20 protein-coding genes, 1 pseudogene and 1 riboswitch are annotated in these 18242 nt (G+C 61.3%); of the genes and pseudogenes, 14 read left to right on the top strand and 7 right to left on the bottom strand.

Going from position 1 to position 18242, the window contains the following annotated elements:
* Positions 1-64: 64 nt before the first annotated feature.
* From AC07FD_RS25815 to AC07FD_RS25805, 3 genes and pseudogenes are all read right to left on the bottom strand, one after another.
* Positions 65-766 (bottom strand): annotated as a pseudogene (locus AC07FD_RS25815) (SGNH hydrolase domain-containing protein); the annotation flags it as partial.
* A gap of 10 nt (positions 767-776) precedes the next feature.
* The gene (locus AC07FD_RS25810) at positions 777-2045 is read right to left on the bottom strand and encodes an acyltransferase family protein (protein WP_478352124.1); all 1269 of its coding nucleotides are present in this window, start codon (positions 2043-2045) and stop codon (positions 777-779) included.
* Between the two features lie 143 nt (positions 2046-2188).
* On the bottom strand, positions 2189-3262 hold the full coding sequence (locus tag AC07FD_RS25805; protein WP_478352123.1) for an acyltransferase family protein: 1074 nt from the start codon (positions 3260-3262) through the stop codon (positions 2189-2191).
* Between the two features lie 81 nt (positions 3263-3343).
* Here AC07FD_RS25805 and AC07FD_RS25800 point away from each other — a divergent pair, with 81 nt between their 5' ends.
* The 4 genes from AC07FD_RS25800 to AC07FD_RS25785 all read left to right on the top strand — a co-directional run bounded on the left by AC07FD_RS25800 (position 3344) and on the right by AC07FD_RS25785 (position 5099).
* Positions 3344-4051 (top strand): glycoside hydrolase family 108 protein, encoded by a 708-nt coding sequence (locus AC07FD_RS25800; RefSeq protein WP_478352122.1) that lies wholly within the window; start codon positions 3344-3346, stop codon positions 4049-4051.
* Positions 4051-4275, top strand: coding sequence for a hypothetical protein (locus tag AC07FD_RS25795; RefSeq protein WP_478352121.1), 225 nt, complete (start codon positions 4051-4053; stop codon positions 4273-4275). Before AC07FD_RS25800 ends, AC07FD_RS25795 begins: the two co-directional genes overlap by 1 nt.
* A 1-nt stretch (position 4276) precedes the next feature.
* The gene (locus AC07FD_RS25790) at positions 4277-4504 is read left to right on the top strand and encodes a hypothetical protein (protein ID WP_478352120.1); all 228 of its coding nucleotides are present in this window, start codon (positions 4277-4279) and stop codon (positions 4502-4504) included.
* Between the two features lie 271 nt (positions 4505-4775).
* Complete coding sequence (locus AC07FD_RS25785; RefSeq protein ID WP_095091790.1) at positions 4776-5099, top strand: hypothetical protein; 324 nt, start codon at positions 4776-4778, stop codon at positions 5097-5099.
* A gap of 117 nt (positions 5100-5216) precedes the next feature.
* On the opposite strand, the gene AC07FD_RS25780 is transcribed toward AC07FD_RS25785, so the two are convergent.
* Positions 5217-5924, bottom strand: coding sequence for a hypothetical protein (locus AC07FD_RS25780; RefSeq protein ID WP_478352119.1), 708 nt, complete (start codon positions 5922-5924; stop codon positions 5217-5219).
* 195 nt (positions 5925-6119) lie between these two features.
* On the opposite strand from AC07FD_RS25780, the gene AC07FD_RS25775 reads away from it, so the two are divergent.
* Together AC07FD_RS25775 and msrA are read left to right on the top strand one after the other, a co-directional pair.
* Positions 6120-7664, top strand: coding sequence for a glycosyltransferase family 39 protein (locus AC07FD_RS25775; protein WP_478352118.1), 1545 nt, complete (start codon positions 6120-6122; stop codon positions 7662-7664).
* Positions 7665-7799: 135 nt separating this feature from the next.
* Entirely contained in the window at positions 7800-8318 is a 519-nt protein-coding gene (gene msrA / locus AC07FD_RS25770; protein ID WP_477413284.1) for a peptide-methionine (S)-S-oxide reductase MsrA, read from the top strand.
* Between the two features lie 81 nt (positions 8319-8399).
* Here the strand turns inward: msrA and AC07FD_RS25765 are convergent, their stop codons facing one another.
* Both AC07FD_RS25765 and AC07FD_RS25760 read right to left on the bottom strand, forming a co-directional pair.
* On the bottom strand, positions 8400-9494 hold the full coding sequence (locus AC07FD_RS25765; protein ID WP_478352117.1) for a nucleotidyltransferase family protein: 1095 nt from the start codon (positions 9492-9494) through the stop codon (positions 8400-8402).
* Between the two features lie 184 nt (positions 9495-9678).
* Positions 9679-10416 carry an SDR family oxidoreductase gene (locus AC07FD_RS25760; protein WP_478352116.1) on the bottom strand — a complete coding sequence of 246 codons (738 nt, stop codon included), beginning with the start codon at positions 10414-10416 and terminating at the stop codon, positions 9679-9681.
* Between the two features lie 145 nt (positions 10417-10561).
* Between AC07FD_RS25760 and AC07FD_RS25755 the strand changes: the two genes are divergently transcribed.
* The 8 genes from AC07FD_RS25755 to AC07FD_RS25720 all read left to right on the top strand — a co-directional run bounded on the left by AC07FD_RS25755 (position 10562) and on the right by AC07FD_RS25720 (position 17617).
* Entirely contained in the window at positions 10562-11482 is a 921-nt protein-coding gene (locus tag AC07FD_RS25755; protein WP_478352115.1) for a LysR family transcriptional regulator, read from the top strand.
* Positions 11483-11586: 104 nt separating this feature from the next.
* Positions 11587-11700: riboswitch (TPP riboswitch) on the top strand.
* Positions 11691-12299, top strand: coding sequence for a YkoF family thiamine/hydroxymethylpyrimidine-binding protein (locus AC07FD_RS25750; RefSeq protein ID WP_095091410.1), 609 nt, complete (start codon positions 11691-11693; stop codon positions 12297-12299). (Overlaps the previous riboswitch by 10 nt.)
* 99 nt (positions 12300-12398) lie before the next feature.
* Positions 12399-13154 carry an ABC transporter permease gene (locus AC07FD_RS25745; protein ID WP_478352114.1) on the top strand — a complete coding sequence of 252 codons (756 nt, stop codon included), beginning with the start codon at positions 12399-12401 and terminating at the stop codon, positions 13152-13154.
* Positions 13151-13930: an ABC transporter ATP-binding protein gene (locus tag AC07FD_RS25740; RefSeq protein WP_478352113.1), complete on the top strand. Its 780-nt coding sequence runs from the start codon at positions 13151-13153 to the stop codon at positions 13928-13930. Before AC07FD_RS25745 ends, AC07FD_RS25740 begins: the two co-directional genes overlap by 4 nt.
* Positions 13923-14945, top strand: a complete 1023-nt coding sequence (locus tag AC07FD_RS25735; protein ID WP_478352112.1) for an ABC transporter substrate-binding protein — start codon at positions 13923-13925, stop codon at positions 14943-14945. Before AC07FD_RS25740 ends, AC07FD_RS25735 begins: the two co-directional genes overlap by 8 nt.
* A 465-nt stretch (positions 14946-15410) precedes the next feature.
* Entirely contained in the window at positions 15411-16091 is a 681-nt protein-coding gene (locus AC07FD_RS25730; protein WP_478352111.1) for a methyltransferase family protein, read from the top strand.
* A gap of 481 nt (positions 16092-16572) precedes the next feature.
* Positions 16573-17211, top strand: coding sequence for a hypothetical protein (locus AC07FD_RS25725; protein WP_478352110.1), 639 nt, complete (start codon positions 16573-16575; stop codon positions 17209-17211).
* Positions 17212-17452: 241 nt separating this feature from the next.
* Positions 17453-17617 carry a DUF3309 family protein gene (locus AC07FD_RS25720; protein ID WP_457151266.1) on the top strand — a complete coding sequence of 55 codons (165 nt, stop codon included), beginning with the start codon at positions 17453-17455 and terminating at the stop codon, positions 17615-17617.
* 278 nt (positions 17618-17895) lie between these two features.
* On the opposite strand, the gene AC07FD_RS25715 is transcribed toward AC07FD_RS25720, so the two are convergent.
* Positions 17896-18153, bottom strand: a complete 258-nt coding sequence (locus tag AC07FD_RS25715) for a hypothetical protein (RefSeq protein WP_478352109.1) — start codon at positions 18151-18153, stop codon at positions 17896-17898.
* Positions 18154-18242: the final 89 nt, after the last annotated feature.

Genomic DNA, 18242 nt, shown 5'->3' with positions numbered 1-18242 from the left:
TTCGCGCCTGCTCTTTAGCAACCGACCCACCGGGTCGAAGTCCGTTCGGCTGTCGAACCTAACCCTAGGGTGAGTTCTTGCCGACCGCCCGCTTTGTGTCGAGAAACGGGAAGATGGCCACGCCGTTCTTGGCCGCTATAAGTTGCACGCCGGCTTTCGTCCAATGCATGCTATCCCAAAAAACCGGCGCGGATTTGTCGGTAAATATTTCGCACTGGTTATGCGGGCATACGGCAACCAACGGATCGATATAATTTACGTGCGATAGCGTCTTGAGGAAAGTGTCGATCTTTCTCGCCACGGGGCTGATTTCTCGGAATGCGTACTCATCGATGCCTGCAAAGGTGCCGTGCTTATTAAGCAACTGAAGGCTGCTGCCTGTGAAATTTTTGCTCCCGACAACGTAGATTGGAGCGCTTGTTTGGGATCGCATTTCGTCAACCGAAGTCTGGACGTATGGAAATGCGAAATCTTGCCAATACAGCGCGATCATCACAAGATCGGCATGCTCTAGCGACGCCGGTGTGGACCGGATGAGTGAGTACGCTTCGTTGCAGGGTTTCGCAACTGCTGCAGCAAACGGGTTTATTGATTTCCAATACCTGTCAGACAGGTCGACAGGGAGGATCGGTACGCCACACCGCCAATCGAGTTGGCGATAGATAATTTCGAATTGTTTTGCCGCACCAGTCTCAACGAGCAGGTTAATGATATCCGCTCCCTGAGAGTCTCCAATGATCAGAAGATGCCTTTTGGTGGTTTGAAATCGTGCGGTGTCAGCAACGGAGTGGAGTTCGAAAACGTGATGTGTGTTCCTTTTTCAGGTCCAAAACATAAGCACTACGGAATGCAGCGGGCATCCGCCAGACCCACCCATCTATCGCCCAGCTCTGTGTGGCGGCTGCCATGAAGCCGGCAGTGAGGCAGGCGAAAATTAACGTCTTCCCCAACTTCAACGGGCGCGGCTTGCGATAGCGCACTTCGATGAGATGGTAACTGGCGGCGCCAAGTGCCAAGGTTGCAACAAGCGAGGCGAGGATCTGCCACACTTCCAAGGCGCCAAATCTATACACCATGAAGACAACCAGCGGCCAGTGAACCAGGTAGACCGAATAGCTGATCTTGCCGAGGTAGATAGCCGGCCTGAACTGAGCCTTTCTTGCCAGCCGGCCTTGACCGCCGAGCAGCATCAATGCCGTGCCCAGGACGGGCGCGAGAGCGGCAACGCCAGGATAAGCAGTCCGTTCTGAATAGCCGAAGATGGCAAACAGGATCGCGGCCAGCCCCACGACATAGAGCAGGTCCGCATACACTTTCGACAACCGTCTCTCGGCAAGAAACACCAGCCCGCCTGCAGCGAACTCCCAGACCCGGAATGGGACGAGGAAAAAGGCTGCCGTCGGATCGTACCCCATCATCCACAGGCAACCCGCCAGCGATCCCGCGAAGGCTGCAGCGATCAAAGAGAAGGCCACCCAATAGCTTTTTCGAACGGCCATAGCGATGAGGAAGGGCCAGAACGCGTAGAACTGCAATTCAACGGCGAGCGTCCAAATGTGAAGCAGCGGCTTCAGAATTGCGCCGGAATCGAAGTAGCCTGACTGCATCCAGAAATCGACGTTGGCCAGTCCAAGCAGCGAGAATATCGCTGACCTCGACAGGTCCTGGAATTGCTCCGGTATGAACAGAAAAGCGGCGACGACGAAGGTGACGACGATCGTTGCAAACAGGGCTGGCAACAGCCGGCGAGCGCGCCGAGCGTAGAAATTCTTGAGTGAAAACCGACCTTGCGCGCTCTCAGTCCAGATGATGCGTGAGATCAGATATCCGCTGATTACGAAGAAAACATCGACGCCAACAAACCCGCCGCTAACCGTCGTCCAGCCGAGATGAAACAGCACGACCGCAGCAACCGCAATCGCCCGCAAGACGTCGATATCTGAACGATGATCCGACCTGCTGCCAATACCCGTGGTCGACTTGGCTTCTACCATTTGATCCATAGAAATCGTCTCTACGCGAAGGCTATATTCCAGGCAATCCATTGCGCCTTCCGGGTGCTGATAATCCCCAATCCCGGTGGCTGCTGGACAGGTGACTGGACCACTCGCCGAGCGTTTCGGGTTCAGAGTGGTATTTCCCCAACCCGAGCTGTTCCATCCAGTGTGATGTTCGCCAACGTTCGCCGCTATGTGAGCGCCGGCGCCCCCGAGGCTTCCTCCGGTGCTGGCTGGCCCGATCTAACACCTCCATTGGCAACCGGTTGCTGAGGCGCCGGTGGCTTGGGCGCCAGGCGCGATATGCGTCTGCGCAGCGGCGTCTCGACGTAGCGGAATGAATAGTAGCTGGCGATCGTCACGGCGATCAACGTCAGCCCGAACCAGATGGGTTTCGGCAAAAGCGAAATGGGCGTCCACATCTTGAGCGCGACATAGATGGGCAGATGGAGCAGATAGACGGAATAGGAGATGTCGCCATACCACTTCAGCACGCCGCGCCCCAACAGACGCTGGGCAAGCGGGGAGGCTGTCGAAAGCAGGACGAGAGAAGGCAGATAGACAAGGTACAGCGTGTTGCCGAACAGGGATCTTGGCAATTCCAGGACATCGATCATGCCTGACCACGACAAGACGTAGAGGACCAGGAGCACAACGACCGGGGCATCGTACGACTTGTCCGGCTCAAGCTCGATGCGCCCGGCGACGACACCGACGAGAAACAGAGGGGCGGCCTGTATGAGAACAGGCGTGCTCATGACGACCCCCTGGAGCATCGCCGCTGCCACGAGCAGCAGGAAGTTGGCAGCATTGCCCATGCGTTGGCACATCCACCAGATCAGGGGGAAAACCAGATAGAACTGGATCTCTCTCGGGATCGTCCAGAACACGGATTGGCCGGCCCAGAAAACGTAGTGGTGCCACCATCCATCCCACTGCAGCCCGTAAAAAGGCTGGTTGCGACCTGTCAGCAAAAGCCAGGCATAGGCTGCCGTCACGCAGATCAAAAACAGTGGAAGGACGCGCGCCGCGCGCTTGACCCAGAAGTCGATCACCGCCGAGCCTGAAAACGGGGCAGTCGAGTACTTCCTGCCCATCAGAAACCCGGACAGCACGAAAAACAGTTGAACGCCGACGATGCCGCACCAGGCAAAGGTGATGGGATGCCATGGTGCATCGGACGCGAAATGCTGAAGGAAGACTGACAGCGCGGCGATGCCGCGCAGCCCATCGAGCGCGAATATTCGCGCATTGTTGTTCAGCAAGTCAGATCCCTCGTCCTGCGCCAACTATAGCCAAATTCCAAAACTCAGCAACCTGCCCGGAGAGGGCGGAAAGGAACTGCCATGGACCGCAACTTTGCGCGGGCGCTTGCGCTCGTCTTGAAATCGGAAGGCGGGTGGTCGGACAATCCGGCCGACCCCGGCGGCGCCACCATGAAGGGCGTGACGCTCGCCAACTTCCGCCGGTATGTGAAGGCGAATGCCACCAAGGCCGACCTGCGCAAGATCAGCGACCAGCAGGTCGCTACCGTCTTCCGCCGCTACTACTGGGATGCGGTGCTCGGCGCCGAATTGCCCGATGGGGTCGACCATGCCGTGTTCGATTTCGCCGTGAACAGCGGGCCGGGTAGGGCGGCGAAAACCCTGCAGGCGTGCCTGGGCGTCGCCCAGGACGGCCGGATCGGGCCGGCCACCCTTGCCGGGGCCAGGGCAAGGCCGGCCGGCGTCACCATCGACGCGCTTTGCGATGCGCGGCTGGCGTTTCTCAAACGGCTGCCGACATGGGCAACATTCGGGCGCGGCTGGTCCGATCGCGTCGCGTCGGTGCGGGCTCAGGCCTTGCTGATGTCGACTGCACCTGTGACCGCGCCGGCGCCTGTGCCGGCCGCGTCGTTGCCCGATGTCGAAAAGCCCGCTGAGGGGGCGCCGGCGGCCCAGCCCGTGCTGCCGGCCGTCAAGACTGCTGCCGCGGCCGGCATCCTTGTCCTCAAAGCCGGAGCGCTCGCGGCCTTCCGGCAGCACGTCACCGATATTTTCGGGAGCCTCTTTTGATGAAATTCCTCAACACCAACGCGCTGCACAATCTGCTCAACACGCTGATCGCGATCATCTGCGGTGGCGCCCTGGTCGGCTTCGACTGGACGATGTTCGGCGTCACCGATCGCACCGCGCTTCAGATCAGCGGCGCCATTGCCCTTGCCAAGATCATCATCAACGCGGTGCGAGACGGTCCGCTCGGCATGGTCGCGCCGCCGCCGCTGGTCGAGGTGAAATGAGATGGGAGCGCTCACCCTGCTTGGCCAGTTGTGGCCGTATCTGCTCGCAATGGGTGCCGCGCTCGCCGGTCTCTGGACGGCCTACGCCAAAGGCGAGGCCAGCCAGAAGGGCAGGCAGGATGCCGCCGACGCCGCGGCGCGCAGCCAAGCCCAGAAGATCGACGACGCCGTTGCCGGCCGGACGCCGGACGACAACAGGGGGAGGCTGGCGAAATGGTCAAGATCATAGAGCGGTTCGTCGTTTCACGGAAACGCAGAACCGCTCCATCTTTTTGTTTTGACGCAATTCCGGACGGAAAATCGTTTCACACTTTTCCTGGAACTGCTCTGGCGCTTTCGCTCCTGCTGGCCGGCTGCGAAAGCGCTGGTGGGTCATTCTGCGCGGTCGAGCATCCCATACGGCCGGCAAAGGCAGAGGTGGCGACCCTTTCCGGCGCGTCGGTGGCCGCGATCCTGGCGCACAATGAAAAGGGCCAGGCGCTTTGTGGATGGAGGCCGTGATGCACGATCTTTTCGACCTGCTCGGCATCAAGGGACCGGTCGTCGCCGCCGGCCTTGCCGGTGGCGTCCTGCGGGCGCTGTCGCGGCATCGCTACAAGCTGCGCGAAATGGTGGCTTCGCCGATCTGCGGCGCGCTTGCCGCAGCCTATTTGACGCTGCCGGTGGTGTCGTATGTCAGGATCGCCGGCCTGCCGATGCCCGACCCCGCCGACGACACCACCACGCTTGCCGCGGCTTTCCTGATCGGCGTCTGCGCCATGTGGATCTCGGACATCCTGTTCGAGTTTGTCGTTCGCAGGTTCAAGCCGGGGGTGCAGGAGTGAACCCCAAACAGCAACCAACCCCTCCGCCGCTCGTTGACCCTATGCTTGGTTGATCCCTAGCACTCCAGAGCCTGCCCGCTGCCGCAAGGTGGCGGGCCTTTTTGCGTTTCGGCCCGATCAGGCAAGGATGTTGACGGCGCGTGCCGCGACCAGCGCGATGGTCAGCAGCGAGATGATGGCCTCGGCCATCATCAGCAGCTTCGCGCGTTGGCTGAGTGGCAGCGTGTCGGTCGGAGAGAAGGCTGTCGCATTGGTGAAGGCGAGGAAGAAATAGTCGACGAAGCCGGGCAGCCAATCGCGGAGATCACGGTCGTTCAGCGTCATCTGCGCAAACAGGAAATCAGCCTGCGCGAGCTTGACGAGGCCGCAGGTCGGCGGCCCGCCCCGATCGGTGCTCCAGAACCACAGGGCAAAGACGATGACGTTGGTCACCCAGATGTTGAGCGCGTCGATCAACAGCGTCGTGCCGCTGTTGCCGGCGTGCCCCTCCAGCAAGGCTCGCACCAGCAGGACCAGCGAGCCGCAATTCATGACGCTGATGATGGCGGTCATGGTCAGGGCCGTTCTGCGGATTATGATGCGAAACTGGCCGATCGCATGCCATTCGTGATCCTCGACCGCTTTTCGGGTGGCGACCTGTGTCCAGGCCGTGGCCACCGACAAGGGCAGCAGCAGGGCGGCTTCCAGCGCCGGCGCCAGCCAGCGCGGCCCGAATGAGAGGTTGTTGATGACCAGTAGCTGCAGGCAGATGATGACGAGGACGGCCGCACGCGCCATCCAGAAGTCGAGCGCACGGTAGTGGATGACGGCATGGTGGTGGCGCATCGGGACCCGGATTTTTTCAGACAGGGTCAGACGTGCGACGCTGTCCTGCCTAGAGAGAGGAGCGCCGATGCTCCTGCCCGATCTTGGTGCTGCAATGGCACCCAGCTATACTTTTTCGTAAGCTTCGATTTTTGGGGCTGTTCGTCAAACCGGACTATGTGATTTAAGCGCCGCATGGCGGGGATAGATGGATCGATGGATGACTTGGTGCCGGTGGGATTGCCCGCGTCCGGCGTCGATTCCCCATCGGTTTTGTCCAGTCTGATCCGTCATCCCTGGCATTTGCTGGCTCTTTTGTGCCTGATGCAGATCCTGTGCTGGACGGTGGCACCGGCGCTTATCAACGTCTCACCGCCCAACGATGTCGTCGAAGGCTTCATGTGGGGACGCGAATGGGTGCTGTTGACCTACAAGCATCCGCAACTTCCCGCATGGCTGCTCGAGACCAGCCATCTCCTGACCGGATCGTTCCGCTGGCCGCAATATCTCGTGGCCCAGCTGACGATCTCGGCGACGTTCGTCCTGGTCTATCTGCTGGCCAGCGACATGCTCGGGCAGAGGCGTGCGCTGGCCGCCGTGCTGTTGATGCCGTCGCTCTATTTCTTCGGCTGGCCGACCCCGCAGTTCAATCATGACTACGCGCAGATGCCCTTCTGGGCCGCTATCTGCTGGCTGTTGTGGCGTGCGGGGCGCGGCGGTGGGCCGATCTGGTGGCTGGCGCTCGGACTGGTTTCGGGCGTCGGGCTCTACGCCAAGTTCTCGACCGGCCTGCTATTGCTGTTTGGCGCGATCTGGCTGCTGTCGGATACGCGGGCACGCGGCCGGCTCGCCACGCCGTGGCCATGGCTTGGGCTTGCGGTTTTCATCGCTATCGCCGCGCCGCTGGCCATCGAGCTCTACCGCGTCGATTTCCTGCCGCTGACCTACGCCGCCTGGCGCGATCAGTGGGTGATGGCGCATCGCTCCCGCTTTTATTATATCGGCGTCCAGACGGCCGGACTCTGCGGCTTTTTTCTGGTGCTGGCGATATCGGGGCTGGTGCGGCGCTCGCCCCCGCCGCAAGAGCCGGTCGGGCGCGGTACGCTCGTCTATCTCTTGTGGATGGGACTTGGCCCGGCGATCCTCATCATGGTGGCGTCCCTGTTCACCGGCACAGGCGAGGCCTGGGGCGCGCCGATGTACAATCTTGCGGGCGTTGTGGCGCTCGCCTTCCTGGGCCACCGTCTTGGCGCCGTCGAGATGCGAAAGCTGGTAATCTGCGCGCTCATCTGCATCATCGGCATATCTGGTGCCTATGCGGGCATCCGCTGGACGAAATGCAATTTGCGCGGGCGCATGGACGCCGTCTGCTGGCCGGCGCAGAAGATCTCGGATGAGGCAGAAGCCGTCTGGCACGCGGCGACGCCCGGTCGGCTCGACATCGTCGGCGGCCATAGCATTGTTGCGCCGCTGGCGGGCCTCAATGCTTATGACAAGCCGTCGATCTTCACCGAGCTGAACATGCAGTACGCCCCCTGGATCACCAAGCAGCGGCTGCGTGATCACGGCATACTCCTGGTCTGGCCCGGGCGCGACGTGCCACCCTATCTGCAGGCGTGGCTAGGCAAACTGCCGGTCAAAACCGTTCTCTTCGACTGGTCGCTCAAGGCGCCGCCGATGGCGATCAGCTTTGCCGCCGTTACGCCTGGCGCGCCGCAACTGCCGAGTGTGATCGACAGCCTCGCCCAACCCGGCAACTGAAGCAGATCGGCCGGTCCGCTGGACGAAGCAAGAGACAATGCCCATTTATGGGGAGATCCAACTTGCTTTTCGCGCAATTCCAGACGGAAAACCGCTACGCATTTTTCCTGGAATTGCTTTTTGAGGAGACGTGATATGGCGACTTCGACCGAACGCGCAGTGCTTGCCGGCGGCTGTTTCTGGGGCATGCAGGATTTGATACGGCGCTATCCCGGCGTCATCTCCACCCGTGTCGGCTACAGCGGTGGCGATGTGCCCAATGCCACCTACCGCAACCATGGCACCCATGCCGAGGCCATCGAGATCAATTTCGATCCGGCCGTCATCAGCTATCGCACGCTGCTGGAGCGCTTTTTCCAGATCCACGATCCGACGACCCGCAACCGGCAGGGCAACGATGTCGGAATGAGCTATCGCTCGGCGATCTATTACACGAGCGATGAACAGAAGCTCATCGCCGAAGACACCATCGCCGATGTCGACGCATCTGGCCTGTGGCCGGGCAAGGTCGTCACCGAGGTCGCACCGGTTGGCCCCTTCTGGGAAGCCGAGCCTGAACATCAGGACTATCTGGAGAAATACCCCAACGGCTACACCTGCCACTTCGTCAGGCCGGGCTGGAAGCTGCCGGTTCGCGAGAAGGCGGTTTCGTAGGGTTTACAGCGCCGGTTCTGCCAGGCATGCCGCTCGACGAGGTCGTCGAGCGGCATCGTTGCATTCCAAACGCCTTTTCAGTCAGCTTGCCGCGTTGGTGAAGCCGTCCAGCTTTTCACCAATGTCCGAAAGTGCCCTTCGAACGATTGTTTCGACCATGTCTTGCCGATCGGGATCGAGCATACGAAGACCCCGCTGGATTGCATCACGCCAGCTGATGCCACGGTTCCATGCTTCGGCAAACACCGCGGCGAGGTCGTCTTGCCTGCGGGCAGTTTTCATCGCCTCGACAAGCAAGCTTGCCTGAAGAACGTCCTTTTCCCGCTTTGCGGCACCGTTTGCATTCTTTTGGCGCAGGGAGGCAACAATCAGTTTGTGGACAGCATATCGCTCGGGTGAGGGGACCAGCACCGGGACTCCGGATCGATGCAGCAAGACGGTTCGTACGGGTTCGCGGATCAGAAAATCCAGGAATCGCAAAGGCTGCGCCGACGCGCCGCCCAGAGACGGCATTGCGCTCGCGTGGTCGGCGTAGTCGTCGCTGCCCCGATTTGGGGTCAGGAATTCGACCTTATACCGGGAAGCGTTTTTGAACTGTGTGGTGCGACCGGCATCCGTTCGGTGTGGAATTTCGCGAAACGAAGGATCGATATCGCGCAGCACATCCATGATCGGCGGCAGACTGTCGTTCACTTCGACGGAAACCGAGTGAAATTGAGCAAAGTCGGCATCGCCTGTTTGCAGCGCCACCCCCGGCAGCCTTACGCCTAGATATCCGGCGTAGGTTTGGAACGCGACGGTGCCGACCAGTACGCCTCGCAGGCGGAAAAACCCGGCCTTGCCAAGGGCTTCAACGATATCACCGGTAAATTTCTCCGGCTCCATCAACCCAGCTTCGCGGACAAGCGTCGATACAAGCTTGCGACGGCTCTTCAGGTCGCTTTTGATTTCCCTGAAGGCGGCGACGCGTTTTGCGATCTCGGGATCGTTGGCCGGGCCGACATATCGTCTTGTTGTCTTCGGCCGAGTCTCCTCAAAATACCAGTAGTCGCGGCCTTTTACGGGGACTCGCACGAAATTGCCCGCTGTCGAGAAGTCGGTTTGGAACGACGCGTCCAGGCTTCGTTGCACGAGTTCAGCGAACAAGGTGCGATAAGCGATGTCGATCGATTTCATCGTGCGTTCGACCAATGTCTCTAGGTTATAAGAAATTTGCGGTTCCCTTATAGCTGCGCGCTTTTGCTCCGCATTTCAAGCGAGTTATAAGAAAATTGCGAAAATCTTATAACTGTCGGACTGGCGCCACGCTCATACGCCATGGAGCAATCCATTGCGGCGGGGAACGGGCTGCGGCGGGTTATCAAGCCTGCTGTGTCGGATAGAGGGTCAGGATATTAACGTTGACCCTTGGTGGCTGCGAGACCGCGAAGAGCATGGCGGCGGCGATGTCCTCGCTCTCCAGTTGCTCCATGTCGCCCAACCTTTGCTCGACAGCCAGCCGAACATCGTCGCGCATATTGGCGGTGAACTCGGTCCTGACCGCGCCCGGCTCGATCACCGTGACGCGGATGCCGTCCTTGCTGATTTCGCGGCGCAGTGATTCCGCCATGGCGCTGGCCGCATGCTTGGTACCGGAATAGACCACGGATGGATGGATGTAGCGGCCGGTGCCCGACGAAACGATGACGATGTGGCCTGATCCCTGCGGTTTCATTGACGGCAGCGCCGCGTTGATCGTGTAGAGCAGACCCAGAATGTTGAGGTCGACCATCTCCCGGTATTCGCGGGTGGTGGTGTTCTGGAAGGGTGCGGCGACGCCGACACCGGCAACATTGAACAGCAGGTCCAGCCGGCCATGGCTTTCCAGCACGCGCCGGACCATGGCTGTGGCCTGCGCCTCGTCGGTGATGTCGGTCTCGATGGCCAAGGCCTCGCCGCCGTTGTCGCGGATGCGTGCGGCCAGGTCGTCGAGGCGCTGCCGACGTCGCGCCGCGATGGCGACGACAGCACCTTGCTCCGCCAGCGCCAGCGCGGTTGCCGCGCCAATGCCCGAGGAGGCGCCGGTCACCAAGGCGATTTTTCCGTTGAGTTTCTGCATGTTCGTTGCTCCTGCTCAGAGGGAAATTCAAGTGTGCTCGATGCCGATGATTGCAGCCGTTCGAGGCATGTCCTCAAGCTAGGCAGCAGACGCCATACCGAAAATGCGATAGGATGCCATCATACTCATTGGAGAATCTGGCATAATGCGAGGTAGCGACTATGCCGAGCTGAAAGCCTTTGCCGCTGTCGTGGCGCATGGCAGCTTCGCCCGTGCCGCTGAAGATCTGCGGATTTCAGCGTCGACGCTCAGCCAGACGATCCGTCAGCTCGAAACGCGGCTTGGCCTGCGCCTGCTCGACCGCACGACCCGCAGCCTCTCCTTGACCGAAGCCGGCGCGCGCCTGCATGCGCGCTTCGCGCCGGCTATGGCCGAGATGGAGGCGGCGGTCGGCGATGCGACGGCCTTGCGCGACACACCGGCCGGCGTCTTGCGCGTCCATATGCCCAGCGTTGCCGCCGCCACCTATCTGGAGCCGTTGCTTGGCCGTTTTCATGAGGCATGGCCGGACATCGTGCTCGATGTGACGATCGACGATGCCGCCGTCGATATTGTCGAGGCCGGCTATGATGTCAGCGCCAGGCTCGGCGAATTTCTCGAAGCTGACATGGTTGCGGTGGCGCTTGGCGGCACGCAGCGCCAACTCGCCGTGGCCTCGCCGGACTATCTCGCCCGTTGCGGATCGCCGTCGGCACCGGCCGATCTGCTCCAGCACCGCTGTATCAATTGGCGCCGACCGGGCAGTGCCGGGCCCTACGCATGGGAATTCGCCAGAGGCGGCGAATGGTTCTCGGTCGTCGTCAATGGTCCGCTTGTCGTCTCCAGCCGCGACATGGCGATTGCCGCCGCCGTGCAGGGCGTCGGCATCGCCTTTTGGGCTGAAGACCTCGTGCGCCCGTTGATCGATGCCGGCAAGCTGGTGTCGCTGCTGGATGATTGGTGCGCGGCCTTTCCCGGTTGGTTCCTCTGCTATCAGAAGCAGCGTCATACAGCACCAACCGTACGGGCCTTCGTCGATTTCCTGCGCCATGCGCATACCGGGCGCCAGACAACGCCTGTTGGTTGAAAGTTTGTCGCTCGACGGTCCGGTTTCGCAGGCCTGGCGCAATGCTTTTGGAGGAGCACACCAAAAAAACGACTTTCGCTTCAACTCGAATGGTGCTTTAACCCGCGCATCCACAGGGGTGCTCCGTACGGTCGGGGCTGAGACGGGGGCGGCAAGCCCACAGACCCTAGAAGCTGATCTGGGTAATACCAGCGGAGCGAGGCGGGCGATGTTTTCAGGCGCACAGATTTCCCTATATCCCATGGCCGACGATTTCGTCGGCGTCATCCTTGGCGCGCTGGATGGGCTCGACCCCTACCGCGATCGGCTCAGGATCGAGACCGACGACATCTCGACCTTGCTGGTCGGGCCGCCCGAAGTGCTGTTTCCGGCGATGCGAGACCTGTTCGTGGCGGCGGCACGCAGCGGCAAACATTGCGTGTTGTCAGCCACCATCTCGCGCGGCTGCCCTGGCGAGCCGGATGATCCGATCTGCCGTTCCGATGCGCTTGGTGGGCCTGTCGGCCCCCTCGGCCCGCGCAAGGATGCGGCAATCGCCGCGGTGCGTGGCGCGGCTTTGACCGGCCAGCCGGCGGCAGCGCAGTTCTCGCTCTATGTGATGGGCACCGACGACCACATGGAAGAGATCTACGGCTGCATCGATTTTCTCAAGCAGTCCGGCGTCTATGAGCGCTCGAAGCATTTCTGCACGAAATTGCGCGGGGATGCCGGCGCGATCTTTTCGGCGCTGGACGAAGCCTTCTGCCGCTTCGGGCCAGGCGCCGGCCACGTAACCCTCGACGTCACGGTCTCGGCGAACAGCCCGTCGGCCAGCTGAGCGGCCGCATTCGCGACCCCGTCAAAGGTTATGCCCGTGGTCTCATTATCAGCCGCTTCGAGCCCGATCGCGAGCCTTCTTGTCAAGGCAGCACCGGCCATGATTTCGGTCGGGTTGCTGCTGCTGGCTTGGGAGCTCTATGCCACTTATTCCGGCATCAAGTCGACGACACTGCCGGCGCCTTCGCGTGTGTTCGAGCAGGCGATGCTCAATCGCGAAGCGCTGGTCGACAATGCCATTCCGACCATCCGGGCCACGCTGATCGGCTTTGCCTTTTCGCTCAGCGCGGCCTTTGCGCTGTCGATGCTGGTCGACTTCTTCCGGCCGCTGCGGCGTGCGCTGTTTCCCGTCTTCATCGTCAGCCAGACCTTGCCGCTGGTGGCGATCGCGCCGCTGGTGGTGCTGTGGTTCGGCTTCGGGTTGATGCCCAAGATCATGCTGGTGGCGCTGGTCACCTTCTTTCCGATGCTGGTGGCGCTGGTGCAGGGCTACGAGGCGACGGAGGCCGAGATCGGGCAGATGCTGCGCGCCATGGGGGCAGGGCGCTGGCGCGTCTTCTTGTTGGCGCGACTGCCCTCGGCGCTGCCCTATTTCTTCGCCGGCCTGAGGATCTCCATCACCTATGCCGTGGTCGGCGCCATCTTCGCCGAATATGCCGGTGCCGCGAAGGGGCTGGGCATCTACATGCTCAACGCCAAGAACAATTTCCGCCCCGATCTGGTGCTGGCCGCCGTCGGTGTCAGCGCCGCGCTCACGCTCACTCTGTTTGGGCTGACGGTGTTCCTGCAGCGCCTTGCCATGCCCTGGGAACGGGCCGCCGGCCAGCACCCCGCCGGGACGGGGCCGTGGCGATGAGCCGGCTCGAACTGCGGCATGTGCGCAAGGCATTTGGCCGGCTCGACGTGCTCGCCGACATTTCGCTCAGCGTCGGCGCCGGTGAATTCGTCTCCATGCTCGGGCCGTCGGGCGCCGGCAAGTCGACGCTGTTCCAGCTTCTGACCGGCGCGCAGCACGGCGAGGGCGAGATGTTCTTCGACGGCACGCCGCTCGACGACCACGGCAGGCATTTCGCCTTTATGCCGCAGCGTCACGCGCTGATGCCGTGGCGACGCATCCTCGACAACACGACGCTTGGGCTCGAAGTGCAAGGCATCAGGCGCAAGGCGGCGCGGGCGCGCGTTGCGCCGCTGTTTGCCGAGTTCGGGCTTGCCGGCTTCGAACGGCATTTTCCGGCGCAGCTTTCGGGCGGCATGCGCCAGCGCGCGGCGCTGTTGCGCACCGTGGTGCAGGAGCGCGACATGCTTTTGCTCGATGAACCGTTCGGCGCGCTCGATGCACTGACCCGCACCGCCATGCAGCGCTGGCTCGAGCAGATGTGGCGGCGCCATCGCTGGACGGCACTGTTGATCACCCACGATGTGCGCGAAGCCGTCTTCCTGTCCGACCGCATCTATGTGCTGTCGGCGCGTCCGGCCTGCATCGTCCGCGAAATCAAGGTGCCGCTGCCGCGCCCGCGCAGCCTTGGCGGCGCTGACGCGTTGCAGACAAGCGCAATCGAGGCCGAGATACTCGACATCCTGCTCAACCCCGAGCCCAACCCGCACTCATCCAAAGGACACGACCATGACTGACTTGACGCGCCGGCAGGCCTTGTTGCTCACCCTTGTCTCCGGTCTTCCGCTGGTGGCCGGAGCTGGCCGTGCCCAAGCACAATCGGCTGCGCAAAAGGTCACCGTCGCCCTCGACTGGACGGTCAACACCAACCACATCGGGCTGTTCGTCGCCCGCGACAAAGGGTTCTATTCCGAAGCCGGGCTCGAGGTCGACATCCTGCCCTACAGCGATACCGGTGCCGGCACCCTGGTCGCCAACCGCGTCGCCGATTTCGGCATCAACGGCACCATCAGCCTGTTCACCCAGAAAACCGCCGGAGCCGACCTGAAGGGCGTCTATGCCGTCGTGCAATCCGAAACCGGCCGGCTGGTGTTCGACGCGGCACGCAGCAAGATCAAAAGCCCGAGGAACCTTGACGGCCTGACCTATGGCGGCTTCGGCAGCGCCTGGGAAAATGCCCTGATCGGCACCATCATCCGCCACGATGGCGGCAAGGGCAATTTCGAGACGGTGACACTCGGCACTTCAGCCTATGAAGCGCTGGCCAACGGTTCGGTCGATTTCACGCTGGAGGTCTCGACCTGGGAAGGTGTCGAAGCCGGGTTGAAAGGCGTCAAGCAGCGCAGCTTCGTCTACGCCGACTATGGCGTGCCTGATGAGCACACGACGCTGATCTCCTCGAGCGAGGCCTATCTCCAGGCAAACCCCAAACCTGCGGCCGCCTTCGTCCAAGCGACGCGGCGCGGCTACCAATTCGCCGTCGACCATCCCGATGCGGCTGCCGCACTTCTGATCGCCGCCAATAAGGACACATTGACAAATCCGGCGCTGATCGAAGCCTCGCTGAAGGCACTGATCGATGGCCACTATTTGCGCGGGGACAATGGCGCAATCGGCACGATGGATCCAAACAAGATGCACGCGATTGGCGACTATCTCTTCGCCGCGGGCATTCTGCGCGATGCCGATGGCAAAGTTCTGACACAACGCCCTGATTTCGCGGAGTACTTCAGCAACTCAACTCTGGGGTAGGGAGCCTATCTGACTCTCGAAACTTCGAAGGGCTCGCCTGGCGTGGCAGCTTCCCGCCAAACGCGCGCACATTGGCAGGTTCCAGCTAGTTCCTCGCGATCTCATAGAGCAGAGTGGTTTCGATGTGCCGCCCGGGTTCACCCTGCAGCGACAAAGCGGCTGCGTAGAGTTTCGCCACGCGACAGGTGGCTGCGGTTTCCCGCGACATGACATGGTTGAGCACGGCCAATTGTGCACGCAGCGCCTCGGCGGCTTTGCTGTCTGGAGCCGAAGACAGCAGAGACGCGTATCTTTGCCTGAGGCCGGAGACATCCTGCTCGTGTTTCGCACGATCGTTGAAGGCGTTCGCTGGCGTCCGGAGACACATAAGCGCCTTACTGCCGATCTGATCTTGTTGATTAACCGTACGGCAATGGTTGCGTGCAAAGGTCGCCTCGAGGGATAACCGGGTGCTTGGCCTTGCTCATGTCAAAAAGTGAAACCCTTTCGCACGTCAACGCCGAAGGGATTTTGTCCGCAGCCCGAAAGCGGGAAATCCTGGTCGACTTACGGGAAGGCTTCTTTCGGCTCTGCGCGCTGGCTTTCGCGGGGCTGTTTGTCTACCGCGGCATATATCACGTCATGCTCGACCTCACCCGTATCAACGTGGCGCTGGTGGCGACTTCCGAGATCCTTACCTTTACCTGGCTGCTTCTGTCGCGGCGACCGCAGGTTCGCGACTGGAATCCGCTCACGGTGATCGTCTCCGTGATAGCCAGCTTCGGCGTCGGCTTCATCACCTTCGAGCCGGGCGTTGCCATCATCCCGGTCTATGTCGCCGCGCCGCTGCAAGCCCTGGCGTTGAGTTTCGTGATTTGGGGCAAGGCATCGCTGGGGCGTTCGTTCGCCATTGTGCCGGGCAATCGCGGCGTGATGACCGGGGGTGCCTACCGCCTGGTGCGACACCCGATCTATGCCGGCTATCTGGTCGGCCATGTCCTGTTCCTGCTGTCGGCCTTTTCTTTCTACAATCTCGCCGTCTACGCCGTCATCACGTTTTTCCAGGTGCATCGCATCCTGCGCGAAGAGGCGCTGCTTGCCGCCACGCCGGAATATCGGGACTATATGAAGCGCGTCCGCTACAGGCTGTATTACGGGATCGTCTGACAACAAGGCCTGTGGACAGCGTCGTTTTGCCGGCAATCACGCCGGATGATTTTTTGGCGTGACCGGCCTTCCATTCCTGTCTGGCGCAAATTGACGTCCATCGGTCGGCCGTGACGCGAATGCATTGCGTTTTGATGCGGACCTCTCGCTGACGGGCTCCGGGACCTATCGCGGCGGCGCTGCTGTCCTGGCCGAAATTTCATGCGGTCTCCGGCCTGGCGTCGCCGCGAACAAAAATCCCACAAAAATCGATTCTTGACGCATTTCGAAATACATATCGATCATAACTATCCGCTCAACATCGTTCTCATGAAGATTGTATGTCAATTTAATTATTTTTATACTTTTACAATTTCAAAAATTAACACCATCGATCGCGCTAGCGAAGCGCGTTGTGAAACTTAAGTTCACTCCCTGCGTAGGTTAATTCGCAATCGGCCTTTGGCTGACTGCCTTATCTCAACGGCAACAGGAGAGTGTTATGACTTTTACGATCAAAGCAGTCGCCAGTGTGTTGGCAGGTGGTGCAGTAGTCTTCGTTCTTTCGCTGCCAGCGAATACTGCAGGGCTCGGTCTTGGCGCAGGCGCCTCGGTGGGCGGTAGCGGCGGCGTCAATGCTGGCGCCGGTGCGTCGGTCGGCGGCGGCGGTGGCGGTGGCGTCGGTGCGGGCCTCGGCGCTTCCGTAGGCGGTAGCAAAGGCGTAAATGCTGGTGCCGGTGCGTCGGTCGGCGGCACTGGAGGCGTCAACGCAGGCCTCGGTGCTTCCGTAGGCGGCAGCAACGGCATCAATGCCGGTGCCGGTGCCAATGTCGGCGGGTCTGGCGGCATCACGGCCGGCCTCGGCGCTAGTGTTGGTGGAACGGGTGGAGTTGGCGTCGGCGTTGGCGGAGGCGGCGGCGGAACCAACCCGAGCAATCCAAGCAATCCGGGCACACCAGGCAACCTGGGCAACCTCGGAACACCGCGCACTTTGGGACATCCGAACCTGCCGGGTGTCGTCGCCGACATGTCGGACAGTCAAGTGGCACGGTTGAAGAGGCGCTGCGTCGATGTCCTCGGCAGTTCCGGGGGCTACGACCGCGACCTGCGCCAACTGTGCCTTTTGATCGCACGTCGCTGACGCCAAGAGCGCCGGGAGCGGACTGGCCGTGAGGCTTTAACCGCACTCTCCTGGCCTCCGTCCGGTCGGAAAGCCCGCCATCCCAGCGGGCTTTCCGCACACCTGCATGATTGTTCCCGGGCGTCCGTCGTCGCTGCGGCGGCGGAACGCCATTGCGTCGAGAGCGTTTACATCTCGGCAACACGCGAATGGCGCGGTGTTCAGCTGGCGCAGAAACGCAAAAAAAGGGAGCGGGAAGACCATGAGCTTGGGAACCATACTAATCATTATTCTTGTCTTAGCGCTGCTTGGGGGCTTCAGTGGCCTCGGCGGCGGTCCATTCTATGGTACCGGTTACTATGGCGGCGGCGGTCTGGGGCTCGTGCTGCTCATCATCATTGTGCTTGTCGTGCTCGGACGGATTTAGCCACTTGCTCGCCGAACCGATCGCAATCCCGTGACCGCGTCGATTCCGGCGCGCACCGGAATGTGAACTTTGCAAGTCGGCTTGTGATCCGGCTTGTTTGGAAAACTTTGTAAGGTGATCGCGGTCCACACCCCCCGTGGAAACAAGAGGAAAGGGTCCCACCCCTTGTCCTCCTCCAAGGCCCGCTCCGGTTCGCCCGTGGCGGGCTTTTGCTTGGCGGTCTAGGAAAGCGGTTTGCCGCCGACATTGAGTTCGGGCCAGGGGCCGAGGCCAATCGATCATTCCATGTCAGGCACGTCGCCGCTGACGAACAGGGTGTTCGGCGGACCGTACTCGCCAAGTGTCGGGTCGGCCTCGCGGCTCCAGGCGATGACGCCGACGTGTTTTGCCGCCAGCGCCCTGGCCGTGCGTATGGCACGGTCCTCGCTGTGCTGGTCGGCAGGGCCGAAGGCCGGAAACAACTCGCCGTCATCGCCGCGGTCGAACGCGACCACGACAATCAGTTCGGGACTTTTCTGGCCTTGGGACTCGGACATCTTGCACCTTCCTCAGGAAATCTATCACACTACAAAGAACTAGGATCAGGACCCATTAAATTGCTTGCGGAGGTGGCGATCGCTTGATT

The sequence above is a fragment of the Mesorhizobium waitakense genome (assembly GCF_056431085.1).
Note: the sequence above shows the minus strand (reverse complement) of the source record. Positions and strands in the feature narration are given on the sequence as shown.